The organism is Haliea sp. E17, assembly GCF_048323675.1.
In the GTDB taxonomy this organism is placed as follows: domain Bacteria; phylum Pseudomonadota; class Gammaproteobacteria; order Pseudomonadales; family Halieaceae; genus Mangrovimicrobium.
On the sequence record NZ_JBLWFK010000002.1, the window covers coordinates 489245 to 503937 of the forward strand.

The window sequence follows — 14693 nt, forward strand, 5'->3', positions numbered from 1 at the left end:
TATGTTCACCTGCTAGGTGCTGCATGAGAACTATCTACCTCGTCTCCTGTGTCTCAAAGAAGCGAACAGAACCAGCTGCTGCCAGAGATCTATATATTTCCAACTGGTTTATTAAAGCCAAGCGGTATGTAGAACAGTTCGAGCAGGACTGGTTCATCTTGTCTGCGCTGTATGGCTTGATCGGCTCTGATGAAGTTATTCAGCCTTACAACAAAACGCTCAATAACATGCCCATAGCTGATCGGCGAGCCTGGTCAGAGAAAGTGATCCGGCAAGTTCAAGAGGTGAGCTATGAAGTGGATCAGATAGTCATCTTGGCTGGCGAGAGGTACCGAGAGTTCATTGTAGAAGTGTTGGTTGATGCGGGTATATCCGTTGCTATTCCGATGAGGGGTCTTCGGTTAGGAGAGCAAATGCGTTGGCTGGATGAGCATACACCGAATCATTAGCTACGAAGATTGATTGCCCTGAACCACTTTGGTACGCAAGATCAACAAAGCGACTGCCGATGTCTGAACGATCGACGGATAGACAATCTGTTTATGTAGGATGTATTGTTCACCAATATCGAACATGGAATAGTGTGAAGAGAAAAATGAAACTGGACGATGATAGACTGATTTATCTTGATCTCGAGTTTATTTCCAGAAAATATGAAGAAATATTTGAGACAGATCCCAATACGAGGTTTACCAAACAGCAAAGTGGAAAAGCGGAAATTGGCGCGCTTTTCGCGACTGCTGGCGTAAATACGCAGGAATCAAGATCATATAGTCTCACCTCTCGGCAAATGCTTCATAAGCTATGGGATGAGCTCAAAAAGAGATACGGGAAGCTGGAGAGCTTCGAAAATTATCAAGGTACACAGATCGGATGGATTAAAGGTGATTTGACATTAGGTGAATGGTCAACGCGTGGTAGTGATGAGCCTGGATACGAATTTTATCAACTTATTCAGAATGACGAGCGAACAGCATTTCTAACCGAGCTAGGCTATTTCTCAGCTGGATTTGCTAACATATTTGGTGCATCTTCAGCATTAAAAGGAAATATTTCTATACCCGTTAAATGCCTGATAAGGGTTATGTGGCATGTAGAAGACGCAAGAAATTATGTAGCCTGCCCATACGTAATTATTGAAAATTCCTAGAATTGTTTCTTTCGAGACACAGAGTCATACTCATGGCCTATTCGAATGATAGGTACTCATTAGGGACCGGCTAGTTTATCGACAATTAATTTTGAGATCGGGATTTTCTGTAGCAATGAGTTCTATCCCAGGATAAATCAGCTCGGACATTGTTTTGAATTCTTCACTTGTTAATCCAGACAATGCTTCTTTTTTAAATATATCTAATGCACTGCGTTCGACAAAATATTCTTTCAAGTAGTTACACATGTCCTGACTAATATCTTTCGCGGGACCCGAAATTTTAGTGACGACGTAAATTTTCCCATTTTCCTCCGTGATCATGGAATCTCGTATCTCAAACTGTCGATACTTCTCGGGCCGTTTCCCTTTGATGTGTAATGTCGCCTCAAGAGCCATCGTTCTCATTCTTAGAACTACCAGATCATATTTTGACGCGGGTGTATTCTTTAGGTCTTCAACTGTCAGAGAGATGGCGTTGTTTGAAAGTAGGATTAATATGAGTATTGGTAGAATCTGTTTCACTGCAGCCCCTATTTAAACTGGAATTCATTTCACTGTATTAGTCTAACCTAAAGAACTTCGTGACCGGTAGCATTGAAACTGCTCACTCATTGTCCTTTGGAATTCAGAAGATAATACCAACGAAAATATCTCAAATCAGTTTGTGTTTCTCTAAATATGATGGGGATGATTAACGCGCTAGAGAAGCATACTTAGTGATCACGTAAACTATTTGTATTGTGTAGTTACTGTCGCTCGAACCAGGCGCTAGATCAATACACCACGACTTCGGTTGCTTTAAAAATGTACTCGGTGAATTTTGTGCGTATTGGTAAAGCAACGTTACTTGTCGCTGTTACATTGTAGGTGCCACTCGGCGACCAATAACCGCCGGATGCTGCATCTAGTGTTGCAATGGCATTGCCACGATTGAACAATACTCCAGTGAATTTCAACTTATCGATAGCTCTATTGCCATTATAGTGAACGGTGAACCTCCACTGATTCGGCGAAATCTGATCAATTTTTTTCACTGTCAGTAGGTCGTTCACGGCCTCGAGCGTCTCTATTTTTCGTTGCTGGCGCATTTCCTCAATTTTCGCTGCTTGGTGCTGGTTAAATGATTCAAGGGTTGTTAGAAGGGCCGCAGCAGTGCCGGATCCATCGCCCCCTTGACCACGTGGCGCCTCTTTATACGTAAATAGCGTATTATCATTTAAGATCCTTTCATGATCTGGGTTGACTTGGCCAGGCATATAGTATGCCTCGACTAATGATGCAGTCTCTATGGATTGTGCAGTTCGTTCAGAGTAGACGGGATGATCTACGAATGTCTCGTTGTGATCACCATACTCCTCGTAGAACCGTTGCCATATACGAGAAGCCCCGTAAGGATCATATCCAGCGAGCGAGGCATACAGTGTGCCAATTTTGTCGGCTTCTTTTTCATCTTCGTGTGTATATGCTGATTGAAACGAAGATCTGGAGGCTGAGTCTGAACCTGTTAGCGACGCAAACGTAAGGTGGGCCTGTCTCTCTCCAATGTGGTTAGCAGATACATGTGCGAGCTCGTGACCGATTACGGCAGCGAGTTCAGCGTCGTCATCGAGTTCCTTTTCTAGCTGTTGGTACACGACTACGTAAGTACCGCCCGTTACGTACGCGTTGAACTGGTCTCCCGGAATAAACAAAACGTGCCACTCTTCATCTTTCAGGTGGCTTACAGAATGTATATCGTTAAAGACTCGTTCTAGGCGCGCGTACGCTCGCGAATCCAGGGTTTCGTTGTACCTGATCCCCTCAGCATTCGCGGCGTCAATCAACTTTTCAATGCGAGCATTACCCTCCGAAATTTGCGACTGTCGATCCTTCGATAGTGTTCTCTTGCCTGTGATTTTGTCAGTTTCTGTGAGAGCATCGGTCGCTTGGTACAAGGCCTTATCGATGCTTTTCATTGTCTCACAACCCTGTAAGAGCACTATTGCTGCAGTGATAGCAAGAAATTTCTGGATGCCTAGCCTCTGAAAAAACAGCCAGTTTGTGATCAACATGCTATTTACTTTTCCTAATGGACTACCATAGATCAATAATGAATGACCTATGCGTATTAAATTGGGAGTTAGTTGTCTAACCGTGATAACGGTCCATGTTATCTATCGATTTGATTAGGTAGCAAGCAACGACTCTAGATAGTTTGAAACGATTCACAATGTTAGGGTCTATTGGACTTCAGTGGCTAAAAAGCGAGCAGGTTTGCTGTGTCAATGTCGCGCTATCCCGATTAAATTGATCAACAAACGGACAATTATCATAATCCGGAACAGGTCACATGTTACTAGGGGGCTGGGGTTTACATTCTTATTGTTCGATGACTCATCACCAGTTTTTCATGCGCATATTTCAAACTTAGCTATCGCGAGCTACTAGTGGGTTTGTGAGCTGAAACAATATGCGGAAAAATGGTTAGCGACATTCAAAAGTAGTATGTGCACATGTTTCCTCGATTTTTCTTGTACCTTCATCTCTTCTAACCTAGGAGGCATGGTATAAACCAAATGTTTGGCGATCATATTCTGAGCGATTTTTTAAAGGGAGCGATGTAATTTGAGTATTGCGGAGTCAGCTATAGTTGACTCTCAAATTCTCTGTAAACGGATGTATTCTGCATCGTCTCATACCCATTGTATTGGCAACGCCACTCGCTTTGGCTATCTAGTTTTAAGCCAAATCGAAAAATATTCGACTAGCCCGCTCCAATAATCTGCCAGTACGAATTACTTCGTCAATCTCTTGCTTCAGGACTGGATAGGAAATTTGAAAACTCCAAATTTGACGTGGGCTTCGAAACAAAAGGAATAGATTTTATGTGCTTCATCTCAATAATTTATTAGACCAATTTGCAGGGACGCGGCCTTATCGTATCCCAAGGACGCATGCTGTGCTCTACGATTGCGATTGCATTTTTTCATTTTGAATCAAGTTGCAAAAATTTTCGGTAACGCTTGAAGAAATTCGAGCCCCTGAGACTAGTTTACGAATGTTGAAAATCCGTCTTCAGGAATTCGATCTCTTAACGTTGAAAGGTATAACGTGACCTTCAGGCGGGCAACTAAATATAGAACATGTTGTAGTGGTACCTTCGGATGTTCATGCCGTTGAAACTTAGAGACAATCAAAACTGGTGCCAGAAAGAGACGGTCACGCTGTCAAGAATCGAGTAATTGATCGGTGGCAAGAAGACTACGCTTCCCTGGTTATGCAGGCGGCACTTTACTCGCCCAGGCTGAGAGGTAATCCCAGTGGCTATTGAAGTGGATCGGTTCCGCTACCGGTCTAACGCGCAAGATGAAACTTCTAGCTGTTTTGTATGGATTGTATGTATTCATCAAAGATTCCCCAGCTTCCCCTGCTATTACCTCAGGGTATATCAATGGACATTATAGTCGAAGATGCGAACAGATCTTGAGCCTTGTGGATATTAAGCGAGTTCTCCATCAATTTGATGCCAGGAGCACAATCTCAAACCTTGTGAACTAGTACGGACCGAGCTAGAAACCGGCTAAAGATATAATAGCTGGAACGAATATTGGATTTTTAATATTGAACTATTGGCCGAAATTTTCGTGTTAAAGCAAAGTTGGCTACCTAACGTTTTAATTGGTCGCTTCTCAGGTTACCTGGATAGGGATAGACGAGATGATAGTCAACTAATCTTAGTAGAACACTAGCGGTTTAAGATTTCTCTATGAATGTAACGTGGGTCTTAAATATATGGGGTTTTAGCGCTACTATGGTAATAGCACGCTTGAGACCTTTCAAAATGAAAGTAAATTGGGGGGGATACACTGGATGTCTCTCGATTTCATTGCAGAAATATGGATTAGGGCTACTAGAGGATTTAAGGAACAAGCTACCTCCATATTACTGGTTTTGGCGTATAGACTAGAAGTTTATTTTGAAGCTAATACCTATATTTAGACGAACATGAATTCTGGATTAGACATGAAAAATATATTATTAGTTTGTATCTTTTTCACTATTGTGTCGTGTACAGAAAACGAGATGGATAAAGTGCCTATGTCTAATCTCGAAAAATATGGTGGAATTCATGAAGCAGATGTTAACACGTTAGTGGTAATGCGACGTGAATTATTGAATGAATTGGCGATTTTATTGAGTAAAGTGAAAAATGAAACGGATGCGAGAGGTGTTTTACCCGATATTCAAAGCTTGTCTCGGTACTCCACTATTTTAAAAGACCGAATCTCCGAAAATGAAATGCCAAATTTGATTCAAGAAAATATTACGAAATCTGAAGCACTATTACTTAGAGAGAGTATACAGAGGGTTTCTGAAGAGATGGTCAGAATCGAATCGGATAAAAAGGCACAATTGATTATAGAAGCTGATGTGATGAAGATAGTCCAAATAGTATCGAATTCATGAATTACTATCTGATTGAGTATTGTATTTTTTGATAGCAAAATGTTAGCGAACATCATATTGATTCAAAATTTGAATAGGATAAATTTTGTTTGGATCATCAGATCCAGCGGGTAGAGGTAAATTCTCAGGATCCCAAGTGCTAGGTGGATAACTTTCGATATGTTTTGACCACAGATTATCTCCAGGCTTCACCAATCTGTTCTGTAAAAATAAATCCGAAATCATCCAAAGAGGAAGAATTTTTAATTGCTGACCAGGATAAATAGTTCCGTCTGCTATAATATCTGTGTTCGCGAACCAAATATATAGGTAAAGATTTCCTAATCCGTACTCTTCCTTAGCTATATTCCACAAGCTATCTCCCGGTTTGACGAGTCTTTTAGTTTCATCTTTTGAGTATGATTTGATCGTTTCTATTTCCTGATTGAATGTATTCCAATAGAAAGGGAGTTCGGCTGTTTTCCAATAACTCAAATAGCTAATAGTTAAGTCAAATGATGAATCTGAAATCGAGAACTTCACGTTGTTTGGATCGACATACCAGTTTTCGTCTCCATCCACTAATTCGGTAAATCGACCAAATTCTGAAATTCCACTGGAATAGCTAGCAGCTATGACATTTTGTCCAGCGGCTAGGTGAGCGTCGACCACTTTTAACTGTTCCCGAAGTTGACCCTCAGGAGTTTTACCTGATAAGTCAATTTCATCTGATCGAAATAAGCGAATAACCCAATTTACAGGTGATAGTTCAAATTCGATGAATATATTATTTATGATTGCACCCAACGTTGAATCAAGATCGATGAAGCCGAAGCAAACTCGATCTGAATAGTTTGTCTTTGTTTGAGGTTCATTAAACTCGATAGATCCTAGGTCCGAAGCATTGTATTCTCTGGCGATAACACTTGGGGGAGTTGCATGTAGGCTGAGCGATACCGAATATCCCCCCTTTACCTTACAATTTTGATAACTCCACTCACCCCCCCAGGGCCAGTCACCGCAGGCGTTGTCTTTGTAAACATACCCTCCCGAAAATGTAACCGTATCCGCGGTGACCTTAATCGGATGTTGATTAATTCTAAGACTGCTACACTTTCGAAAAGCTAACGACTGAATTTTTTCTCGAATTAATCTGCTAGTCTGGGCTCCATGCAATACAATCTTGCGTCGTACAATTGCAAAATTTTGCCCTTGACATTGGTTGATGTCTGCAAATGGGCAGGCAAGTGAGGGTTCGGATTCGAATTCGTATCCGTATTTAGCAATCTCTCCCAGGAATGCCAAGTCACTGGGGCTCGGTGTATCCAACACTTTAATGAGATTTTTTTGCGCTAAATCAGACTTAAACGGATTTTCAACGAAGACTGGCGGGTATTCTTCGGAAAGGCATTTCAAAGGAATAATAAGAAATAATATGCATATATCCGCGCAAAATCGCGATATAGCCCAAATCCTCAATTGCTTAGAGTTCATCGCCAATAGCTGGTATAGAAAGGCAGCCGTTGGATGTTGCTAAGTAAATTTTATTTTCTAGTTTAGCCGCGTGTTGAATCCAACCACCGTACTCCCGATTTAGATTATCCGACCCTTCTCCGGTAAACAAAATATAGGACGAATGACTGTCATCTTGAAATGAAGTAATTTCAAAGTCTGCTACGTTGCCCAAACCTAAACTCGAAATTGAGGTACTACCAAGAAGTTTAGGAGGTAATACAATTCTCAGATTGGATAGCTCGGTAACTGACTCAGAATCTAATTCCAGTTTTTGTGCGAGATCCTCAAATGCACTTAGTTCACACCATTCCTGGTGGTCACCACTATTTGAAAATTCGCCACTTTCGGCTAGAAAAAGATCGGAGCGATTGCATCTATCGAGTCTCTCTTCTATACCATATGCCGCGAGAATTTTTTGTTTTTCAATGCTCCTACTATTTTCCTGTTGAGCTTCGCTAAATAGCCTATTGATTGGTGCAACTATTCTCCAATGGCTATTTCTCAGTGGTAAGCAGCCATCAAAACCTTTGCAGGATTCCATACACTCTAAAATGCGGGCGTGGTCTGGACTCACTGACGATACATTGATTGCTAATTGTGATTTGGGAGGTTTGTATATCTGCTTGATTCGGAAAGTTGACAAAGAATCACAGGAAGGCGCTGGACCTACGGTGCAACCTAAGAATGCTACTTCACGACTATTGAGGCGAATGGTTTCAGAGAATTCTGAAGACTCTTGTCCTGTTGCTGTTGTTTTTGACCAGTGAACAAAACGATCGGTTCCTTCGTTGAAAAGGTAAGTAGATTTGGCACCTTCGCATTCACATTTCGATACCTCAGAACCGTATCGAATCTCAATTCGATCAGGGTCGGTCGGTGAAAAATGAACCTTCGCGCAACCAGCTAAAAGAGATATGGTGAATGTACTAATGAAAAGTTGCTTTTTCATGACGTATCTCAATAGAGTAACGATCGATTTTATCGTTGTCTAATTAGTAACTGGTATAGAAAGGCAGCCGTTGGATGTTGCTAAGTAAATTTTATTTTCAAGTTTAGCCGCGTGTTGAATCGAACCACCGTATTCGCGATTTAGATTATCCGACCCTTCTCCGGTAAACAAAATATAGGACGAATGACTGTCATCTTGAAATGAAGTAATTTCAAAGTCTGCCACGTTGCCCAAACCTAAACTCGAAATTGAGGTACTACCAAGAAGTTTAGGAGGTAATACAATTCTCAGATTGGATAGCTCGGTAACTGACTCAGAATCTAATTCCAGTTTTTGTGCGAGATCCTCAAATGCACTTAGTTCACACCATTCCTGGTGGTCACCACTATTTGAAAATTCGCCATTTTCGGCTAGAAAAAGATCGGAGCGATTGCATCTATCGAGTCTCTCTTCTATACCATATGCCGCGAGAATTTTTTGTTTTTCAATGCTCCTACTATTTTCCTGTTGAGCTTCGCTAAATAGCCTATTGATTGGTGCAACTATTCTCCAATGGCTATTTCTCAGTGGTAAGCAGCCATCAAAACCTTTGCAGGATTCCATACACTCTAAAATGCGGGCGTGGGCCGAACCGCCAACCATCAGATTATTTGCATATGTTGGTTGAGAGGGGGGGTATACTTGTTTTATTTGGAATGTTGACAATGAATTACAAGAGGACGGTGATTCAACGCTGCAACCTAAAAATGCTATTTCACCACTTTTGAGGCGAATGGTTTCAGAGAATTCTGAAGACTCTTGTCCTGTTGCTGTTGTTTTTGACCAGTGTACTAATCGGTCACGATCGCCTGCATTCTTCAAAAACGCAGCGAAATTTTCATCCTGAGGACATTGACATAACAACGGCGAGGGCCTCATTTCAAGAGTGACCCTATGTTTAAAAATATCAAACTCTGGGTGAACTTCGCTGCAAGCAACATGAACTAATGTGAATACCATCACTGCAGATATTCGAATTATCTTGCCCATGTTGGCTTCCCTGCGCGCAATGATGATATGAGGCTGCTTGTTAAATATATGAAATATTATAAGGAAGTCAAGAAACACGCAGGCTTCGCTCTTAATCAAAGTCAACGGGCGAATTTATTGTGGTGCTAGTACGCTCCCGCGAATTGTCGATTGTCTATAACACCCGTACGTATCCAATTAATCGGATGTATTCGTAATCTGTATCTTTGTGTTTTTCAATAGTAGGTGGTCAGACTCTTCATAACCATTTTTGCTCACTCTCCATAAAGCCAATACGATCTCCCTTGAGTCTAGTCGGAAGACAGGGCTTTACTAGTTGAAAAAGGTTCTACGATCAGGACAGACGGAGTCTGACCCGGGCGGCGTACAACTGATACTAACCCTTCGCGCTCTAACGCCTTAAGTCCACGGTAGGCTGCATGTCGGTTAACACCAAGTTCACCTAGTACTTTGTATGAGAGCTTGACACTGGGTTCGCCCCTTATGCCCGCCAAGAACCAGAGTACAATCCCAACGTGGAGTGCTCTACCAGGTAGTTGGGCTGAAAGTGATAACCAGGTCCAGGGAATGGGACCTTTCAAGAATCTCTCACCTTTACCGTGCCGAGGGAGAATATTCCGCCTATTTTGTTTGTGTCCAACGCCTTCTCCTGCGTTGAACACGTCAAGAATGTCAACAATCAATTAATACACTCCTCTAGATATAGAATAGAAGGTACGGGTGAGCATGAGTGCGCAGGATTTGTTGCAGTTATGCACAAGGTATCTCTATCTATAGTTCACCCATGAATTGCCCTATCAAGGACCAAATCGCGTCTCCTCGAGCATCGTGGTAGCTATTCGGGGACTCAATGACCTCTACTTCCGTTTCTAGCGGAAACCCGTCAAGAAGAATGATGCTTGCCTCGCGCATCGCGCCTTGCATTGAGGCAACCTGCGCCTGTAAGGATTCAATTGGTGCTTCTATTAATACCGCGTCATGAACCGTTGCACAGACTTTGATTCCCTGCTCTACGGCCAGGCAACAGGCGAGCCGAAGCATCTCAGCACCGTTCGCTTGCATTAAAAAGTTTTGCAAGAAGCGAGGGTTTGGGGATTCAGTTACATGAATTGTCCAGCCAAATCGAGTCCAAAGCCGCCCATGAAGCATGGCATAGTCAACGACTCCATCCAGCCACCGCCAGAAAACTCGATAGGTTGTTCTGTGGAGGGAAAGTAACTCCCGACCCTTGGCTACGGAGACCCCCAGGCGTTTTGCGAGTCCTTCGGCGCTCATCCCGTACTGCACGGCGAGCACACAGGCCTTAAAAAGAGCACGCACCTCGCCATGCGTTTCCTTTGTCGCCTCTTTGGGTGCGGCTCCTGCCTGAATCGCGAATGCAAGGTACGGATCGCCAGACCTGTACGCAGCTGCCATCAATGCGTCACCCGACAGCGCCGCGGCAATACCAAACTCCTGTTGCGACCAGTCGATGTAGGCTATGCCCATACCCGGCAGTGGACGTATCAGGGTTCTGAGCCAGGCCGCAGCGCCGAAAATATAGTGGGAATTGCTCGGCTGGTTCCTCCCTGTTCTAGAACGGTAGGGAGACAGAAGACATCTATTCCGCTCATCTGGGCCGACAGCTAAGTCTGGCAGCCGAAGTTGTGCGAGAACACCTCTGACGTGTTGTATAGGGGCGACTTCGGGGTAGAGTTGCGCCATCCGGTCAAAAGTTTCATCGGACATGTCCAGTTGACCGCTAGCCAGAGTTGGCCAAGGGATGTTGTGCACGCGCAGCCAATGGATCCACTTCGCCAGCTTAAAGGTGCTACCTTCGTAAACGTCAGTACCTTTATCAAGATGTTTGATTGCCGCAAGCCGTACCTCGTCCCAGCAGCTACGCAGGAAAGTCAAGCGGGCGGCATCAAGGGGGATGCCGTTCCGTTCGATATGAGCAACGGCCTTCATATACCGGCCCCGATAAATGGACCTCGGAAGGTCCAGCGCTGGCAGCATTGCGGGTAGCAATCTACCAAGCGCTAGAACATCACTCTCACAGTAATCCAGAATTTTGGCTTTCTCGTTGGTGGTCCAGGGCCCACCACCGAGAATGAGATCACGCATCGCCTCCTTTTCAACGCATTCCATGCTGGGAAGGCCGTGGTAGGCCAATGCGCCCAACAAGCCGCTTCCTTGAAGAAGGGTGTATCCATTGGTCAAGTTACGAAATTCAACGTACAGATCCAGCACGTGCACCGGTAACCCCCAGCCCAAAGCGAGGTGACACCCGAGCTCAGCACTTGCGTAGTAGGCCACGAAGAGGCCTTTCTCCCCGATAGAATAGGGTGGCGAAGTCTGGCTCCGAAGTTCATCTTCCCAGAGCTTGATTGTCCTGCCGGAATACCATTCATGCGCGACCAGACAAACCACTCTAGGAATGTGGCCAGGCGGTGCAATGAATTCAAAATCAACCAGCCAAACTTCGTCAAATTGGTGTAAGCCGACGTCCACTAGACCTTACCGTAAAGCCGTTGAATGACGGGATGATCCAGTGCGGTGACGAGCCGGCCGGTGAATGCGACCCTGAGAATCTCTTCCAACGGCCTGTCGGGCCACTCAGGTTCAGGGATATCAGCTGCTGCTGGATAGACGTCATAGGCACCTAAGCTCATATTGGACGCAATACGAACCCAACGGGTCTCTGCTATCTCTGCTGCTTGGAGAGCAGAGTGACTCCAGTTATCGAGGCGCCCATCCGCTCCGGGCAATTTGATGGGCCAAAGTGTCAAGACACCCTGGCGATTCATGGTCACACGAAGTACCTTCCTGCTAACCTCGTCGCCCAGCGTTGAGACCAGCTGTGGAGCGATAAGGTAGGTTTCGCGTTCTTCCTTGAGCTCGAGCACGGCCACCTCAAGGCGGTTTTCCTCACCCGGTTTGACCCTGATAAACTCATGGCGATTGGGTTTCCTCACAGGAATGGTGAGGAGGGCTTTTGTCACAGCGCTGCCACCCCCAAAGTCCTGTGGCAGTGTTAAGTTCCTGGGGTCAAACTCAGATCCCCTCGTGGCTATATCGTCGATATTGGTCTGTTGATTTGCATCAGGTTTGTCTTGTTCCATGGCGTTCATCCTTCTCTGTCTCGTTCGGCTTTATTGCAGTGGGTAGCGGCCCGCAGTGAGGTTAGATTCGATATTCTCCAGCAGTGGGAGCCTGGTTTGGCGACGCAACAGGCGGTGCCCACACGGAGTACACAGGAAGTAGCTGATCGGCTTACTCCCATCAGCGGGAATATATATAGAGGGGATTGTGAACGACTTTATCTTCCGCATCTGATTACATCCGGGGCAGAAAACTTTCTCAGACATTGTTAACTCTCCTATTTCGTGAAGTAAAAATGGGGAAGGACAAGGAGGCATTGGTGGAAGTGCGTCAGCGTCCGTGCAAGGCCCAGCGCAACCTGCCCCCCCCAAAGGTGCTGGGAGTGGCTAGTTGCGTTGGGCGACCACCCAGTCCCTGAAACTCGGCAGGTGCACGTAAAGCTTTTTACCGAGTCTGATGACGGCGTGCTCCAGCCCATTGACATGGCGCTGGCGCATAACCCACTGGATTTGCGCTGTGGAGAATTGCCTTGGGAAAAGCCTCGGCAGGTCAGAAGACGCAACGTATTCGCGCAGTTCTTCTGCCGCGTCAGTATGAGCAGGTGTTTGGGGGTGTGTCATGGAAGTTCCTCCCGGTTTCTCGTGCTCTCGTGAGCTATTGAGGTTGATTTTCCGGGAGGATTGGGGCTATAGCACGATCAGCTATTCAAGCCATTTAGCTGGTATTGAAGAGATAAGGGCTTCTGCAGTCAGCGCATCTACAAGGTCGAAATCTCCGGCAGCGATCTTGCCTTTGTAGTGCTGCAGCGCTTGTCGAATGTCTTGCGCTGTAGGTATGGTCTGGAGCCCATGAGTGGCTTCGAGTACCACTAGGAGTGGCTTGAACTCGTGCACTGCACGCCCTACGCTCGCTTCGCTAATGGCTACGCCTTGTTCCTCGAAGTACGCACTAACACTGTCGTAGTTCAACTCATTGGGCGGTTGCTGTAGCACGCTCCCTCGCCGCGGTTTCTTGCCTCCTTTTTTGTTCTTTTCGCGTGCATTTTTGGCATTGGTTTTCTGCTGCGCTCGTTGATGGGTGAGTACGCGTGAGTAGATAGCCGCATCTCGGCGAATGCGAAGGGGTATTTTGTCATCCCGCTCCTGCCGCGGCTTCGGGGGGATGAGCAATTTCGCGTATTCGAGTTCAAGCATCTTTGAGAGGTAGTGGGTCAAACACGTGGGCATACTTCCCGCATCATCAACCTCGAGATATGCGATGCATTGGTCACGAAGATCCCGGGCTGCTTGATGTTTCTCTCCACTTTTGGCTGACGTATCGAATACAGTTTTTATACGTTTGCGCACTTCCGATTCCGGCAGGTAATACTCGGTGAGCGGGATGTCGTTCCAGTCAGTCACCATGGTCTAGAGCTCCAACGTGTTGAATACACGATCTGTCAGCTGTTGCTTGTGTTCAATCGACAGGTGGGCGTAACGCTGCGTGGTCTGGAGGGATTTATGACCCAGGACGTCCGCAATTTCAATTAGCGAGGCGCCGTTCATGGCCAGATAACTTGCGGCAGAGTGGCGCAGATCATGGAACCGGAAGTTCTGAATACCTGCCTGGCTCAACGCGCGATCCCAATGCTTGCGGAAATGGTAGGGTTTTTGGGGGTACTTCTCGCCAGGGAACAACAAGCCGGCGGGGGCCCGGAAACGCATCAACTCTTCGATGACCGGTTGGGGGAGGGTGATTACCCGGCGCTCCCCGTTCTTGGTGTGCGCCAGATACGCGGTGCGAGCGGCAAAATCGATCTTCTCCCAGGAGAGGGCAAGCAGTTCCCCCTGACGGGCTCCAGTCATTAGCGCCATAAGGACTAAGAGGTAAAGACGACGCCAGGGGCTAGCCCGGCACGCGGCGAGTAGTGCTGTGCGCTCCTCAGCAGACAGGTAACGAACGCGCTTGTTGTGTTCTGGGCGGCTCCGGACACTATGAACGGGATTGCGGGACAGCCAGCCCTGATCGATGGCATACCGGAACAGGCTCGCCAAAGCAGCCCGCATCCGGTTGACCGTGGCAGGTTTGCGGCGAGTGCCTCGAGAGGTGAACTTCGGTTTACCACCGGACGCGACGCCGTCCCAACGCAGGGCGTCGCCTTGGGTGTAGTCGTCCAGCGCGCCACGAATATCATCAGCGGTGATAGTGGCCAAAGCGCGGTCGGCAAATTTCGCCGCCCACCAACGGATTTGGCCCAGCCTGGAAGTGTCCTTTCCTTTATAGGCATCCAAGTAGTGGCGTACCAGCGTTGAGAAAGGCAGGCGTGCACCGACCTCGCCGAGGGCTACCATGGCTTCCTGGTCGGCTTCCATACGGCGTGCCCAGGCGCGGGCGTCGGTCTTACGAGTGAAAGTTTTGGAGCGGATGTACCGCCCTTTGGCGTCGCGCAGAACAGCCTTATATTTGCCGTTCTGGGTAGTCAAAATGGTGGCCATGAGGACCCTCCCGTGAATGAGAAACGGGCTGGGTACTTATTTTGTACCCAACCCTTTTGCACTT

The 14693-nt window shown here is 46.2% G+C and carries 13 protein-coding genes; 3 read left to right on the forward strand and 10 right to left on the reverse strand.

Going from position 1 to position 14693, the window contains the following annotated elements:
• The first annotated feature begins 23 nt into the window (after positions 1-23).
• Positions 24-449, forward strand: a complete 426-nt coding sequence (locus tag ACNKU3_RS05310; protein WP_418258378.1) for a DUF6884 domain-containing protein — start codon at positions 24-26, stop codon at positions 447-449.
• 146 nt (positions 450-595) lie between these two features.
• Positions 596-1150: a hypothetical protein gene (locus tag ACNKU3_RS05315; protein ID WP_418258379.1), complete on the forward strand. Its 555-nt coding sequence runs from the start codon at positions 596-598 to the stop codon at positions 1148-1150.
• 75 nt (positions 1151-1225) lie between these two features.
• Here the strand turns inward: ACNKU3_RS05315 and ACNKU3_RS05320 are convergent, their stop codons facing one another.
• Complete coding sequence (locus ACNKU3_RS05320) at positions 1226-1675, reverse strand: hypothetical protein (protein WP_418258380.1); 450 nt, start codon at positions 1673-1675, stop codon at positions 1226-1228.
• A gap of 251 nt (positions 1676-1926) precedes the next feature.
• The gene (locus ACNKU3_RS05325; protein ID WP_418258381.1) at positions 1927-3204 is read right to left on the reverse strand and encodes a M48 family metallopeptidase; all 1278 of its coding nucleotides are present in this window, start codon (positions 3202-3204) and stop codon (positions 1927-1929) included.
• Positions 3205-5155: 1951 nt separating this feature from the next.
• On the opposite strand from ACNKU3_RS05325, the gene ACNKU3_RS05330 reads away from it, so the two are divergent.
• Entirely contained in the window at positions 5156-5599 is a 444-nt protein-coding gene (locus tag ACNKU3_RS05330) for a hypothetical protein (protein ID WP_418258382.1), read from the forward strand.
• 42 nt (positions 5600-5641) lie between these two features.
• Here ACNKU3_RS05330 and ACNKU3_RS05335 read toward each other — a convergent pair whose 3' ends face one another.
• The 8 genes from ACNKU3_RS05335 to ACNKU3_RS05370 form a co-directional block, all read right to left on the reverse strand.
• Complete coding sequence (locus tag ACNKU3_RS05335; RefSeq protein ID WP_418258383.1) at positions 5642-7072, reverse strand: LysM peptidoglycan-binding domain-containing protein; 1431 nt, start codon at positions 7070-7072, stop codon at positions 5642-5644.
• Positions 7062-8042 carry a hypothetical protein gene (locus ACNKU3_RS05340; protein ID WP_418258384.1) on the reverse strand — a complete coding sequence of 327 codons (981 nt, stop codon included), beginning with the start codon at positions 8040-8042 and terminating at the stop codon, positions 7062-7064. The genes ACNKU3_RS05335 and ACNKU3_RS05340 overlap by 11 nt, the downstream gene beginning before the upstream one ends.
• Positions 8043-8081: 39 nt before the next feature.
• Positions 8082-9071, reverse strand: a complete 990-nt coding sequence (locus ACNKU3_RS05345) for a hypothetical protein (RefSeq protein ID WP_418258385.1) — start codon at positions 9069-9071, stop codon at positions 8082-8084.
• 771 nt (positions 9072-9842) lie between these two features.
• The gene (locus ACNKU3_RS05350; RefSeq protein ID WP_418258386.1) at positions 9843-11564 is read right to left on the reverse strand and encodes a DNA polymerase; all 1722 of its coding nucleotides are present in this window, start codon (positions 11562-11564) and stop codon (positions 9843-9845) included.
• Entirely contained in the window at positions 11564-12175 is a 612-nt protein-coding gene (locus tag ACNKU3_RS05355; protein WP_418258387.1) for a hypothetical protein, read from the reverse strand. The genes ACNKU3_RS05350 and ACNKU3_RS05355 overlap by 1 nt, the downstream gene beginning before the upstream one ends.
• Positions 12176-12541: 366 nt before the next feature.
• Positions 12542-12775, reverse strand: coding sequence for a hypothetical protein (locus ACNKU3_RS05360; RefSeq protein ID WP_418258388.1), 234 nt, complete (start codon positions 12773-12775; stop codon positions 12542-12544).
• 81 nt (positions 12776-12856) lie between these two features.
• Positions 12857-13558, reverse strand: coding sequence for a hypothetical protein (locus ACNKU3_RS05365; RefSeq protein WP_418258389.1), 702 nt, complete (start codon positions 13556-13558; stop codon positions 12857-12859).
• Positions 13559-13561: 3 nt separating this feature from the next.
• Positions 13562-14629, reverse strand: a complete 1068-nt coding sequence (locus tag ACNKU3_RS05370) for a tyrosine-type recombinase/integrase (RefSeq protein WP_418258390.1) — start codon at positions 14627-14629, stop codon at positions 13562-13564.
• Between the last annotated feature and the right edge of the window lie 64 nt (positions 14630-14693).

Excerpts from the sequence above, each read along its gene's own strand:
- ACNKU3_RS05310 (WP_418258378.1), top strand. The coding sequence starts at position 24 with ATGAGAACTATCTACCTCGTCTCCTGTGTCTCAAAGAAGCGAACAGAA.
- ACNKU3_RS05315 (WP_418258379.1), top strand. The coding sequence starts at position 596 with ATGAAACTGGACGATGATAGACTGATTTATCTTGATCTCGAGTTTATT.
- ACNKU3_RS05325 (WP_418258381.1), bottom strand. The coding sequence starts at position 3,204 with ATGTTGATCACAAACTGGCTGTTTTTTCAGAGGCTAGGCATCCAGAAA.
- ACNKU3_RS05330 (WP_418258382.1), top strand. The coding sequence starts at position 5,156 with ATGAAAAATATATTATTAGTTTGTATCTTTTTCACTATTGTGTCGTGT.
- ACNKU3_RS05335 (WP_418258383.1), bottom strand. The coding sequence starts at position 7,072 with ATGAACTCTAAGCAATTGAGGATTTGGGCTATATCGCGATTTTGCGCG.
- ACNKU3_RS05340 (WP_418258384.1), bottom strand. The coding sequence starts at position 8,042 with ATGAAAAAGCAACTTTTCATTAGTACATTCACCATATCTCTTTTAGCT.
- ACNKU3_RS05345 (WP_418258385.1), bottom strand. The coding sequence starts at position 9,071 with ATGGGCAAGATAATTCGAATATCTGCAGTGATGGTATTCACATTAGTT.
- ACNKU3_RS05355 (WP_418258387.1), bottom strand. The coding sequence starts at position 12,175 with ATGGAACAAGACAAACCTGATGCAAATCAACAGACCAATATCGACGAT.
- ACNKU3_RS05360 (WP_418258388.1), bottom strand. The coding sequence starts at position 12,775 with ATGACACACCCCCAAACACCTGCTCATACTGACGCGGCAGAAGAACTG.
- ACNKU3_RS05365 (WP_418258389.1), bottom strand. The coding sequence starts at position 13,558 with ATGGTGACTGACTGGAACGACATCCCGCTCACCGAGTATTACCTGCCG.
- ACNKU3_RS05370 (WP_418258390.1), bottom strand. The coding sequence starts at position 14,629 with ATGGCCACCATTTTGACTACCCAGAACGGCAAATATAAGGCTGTTCTG.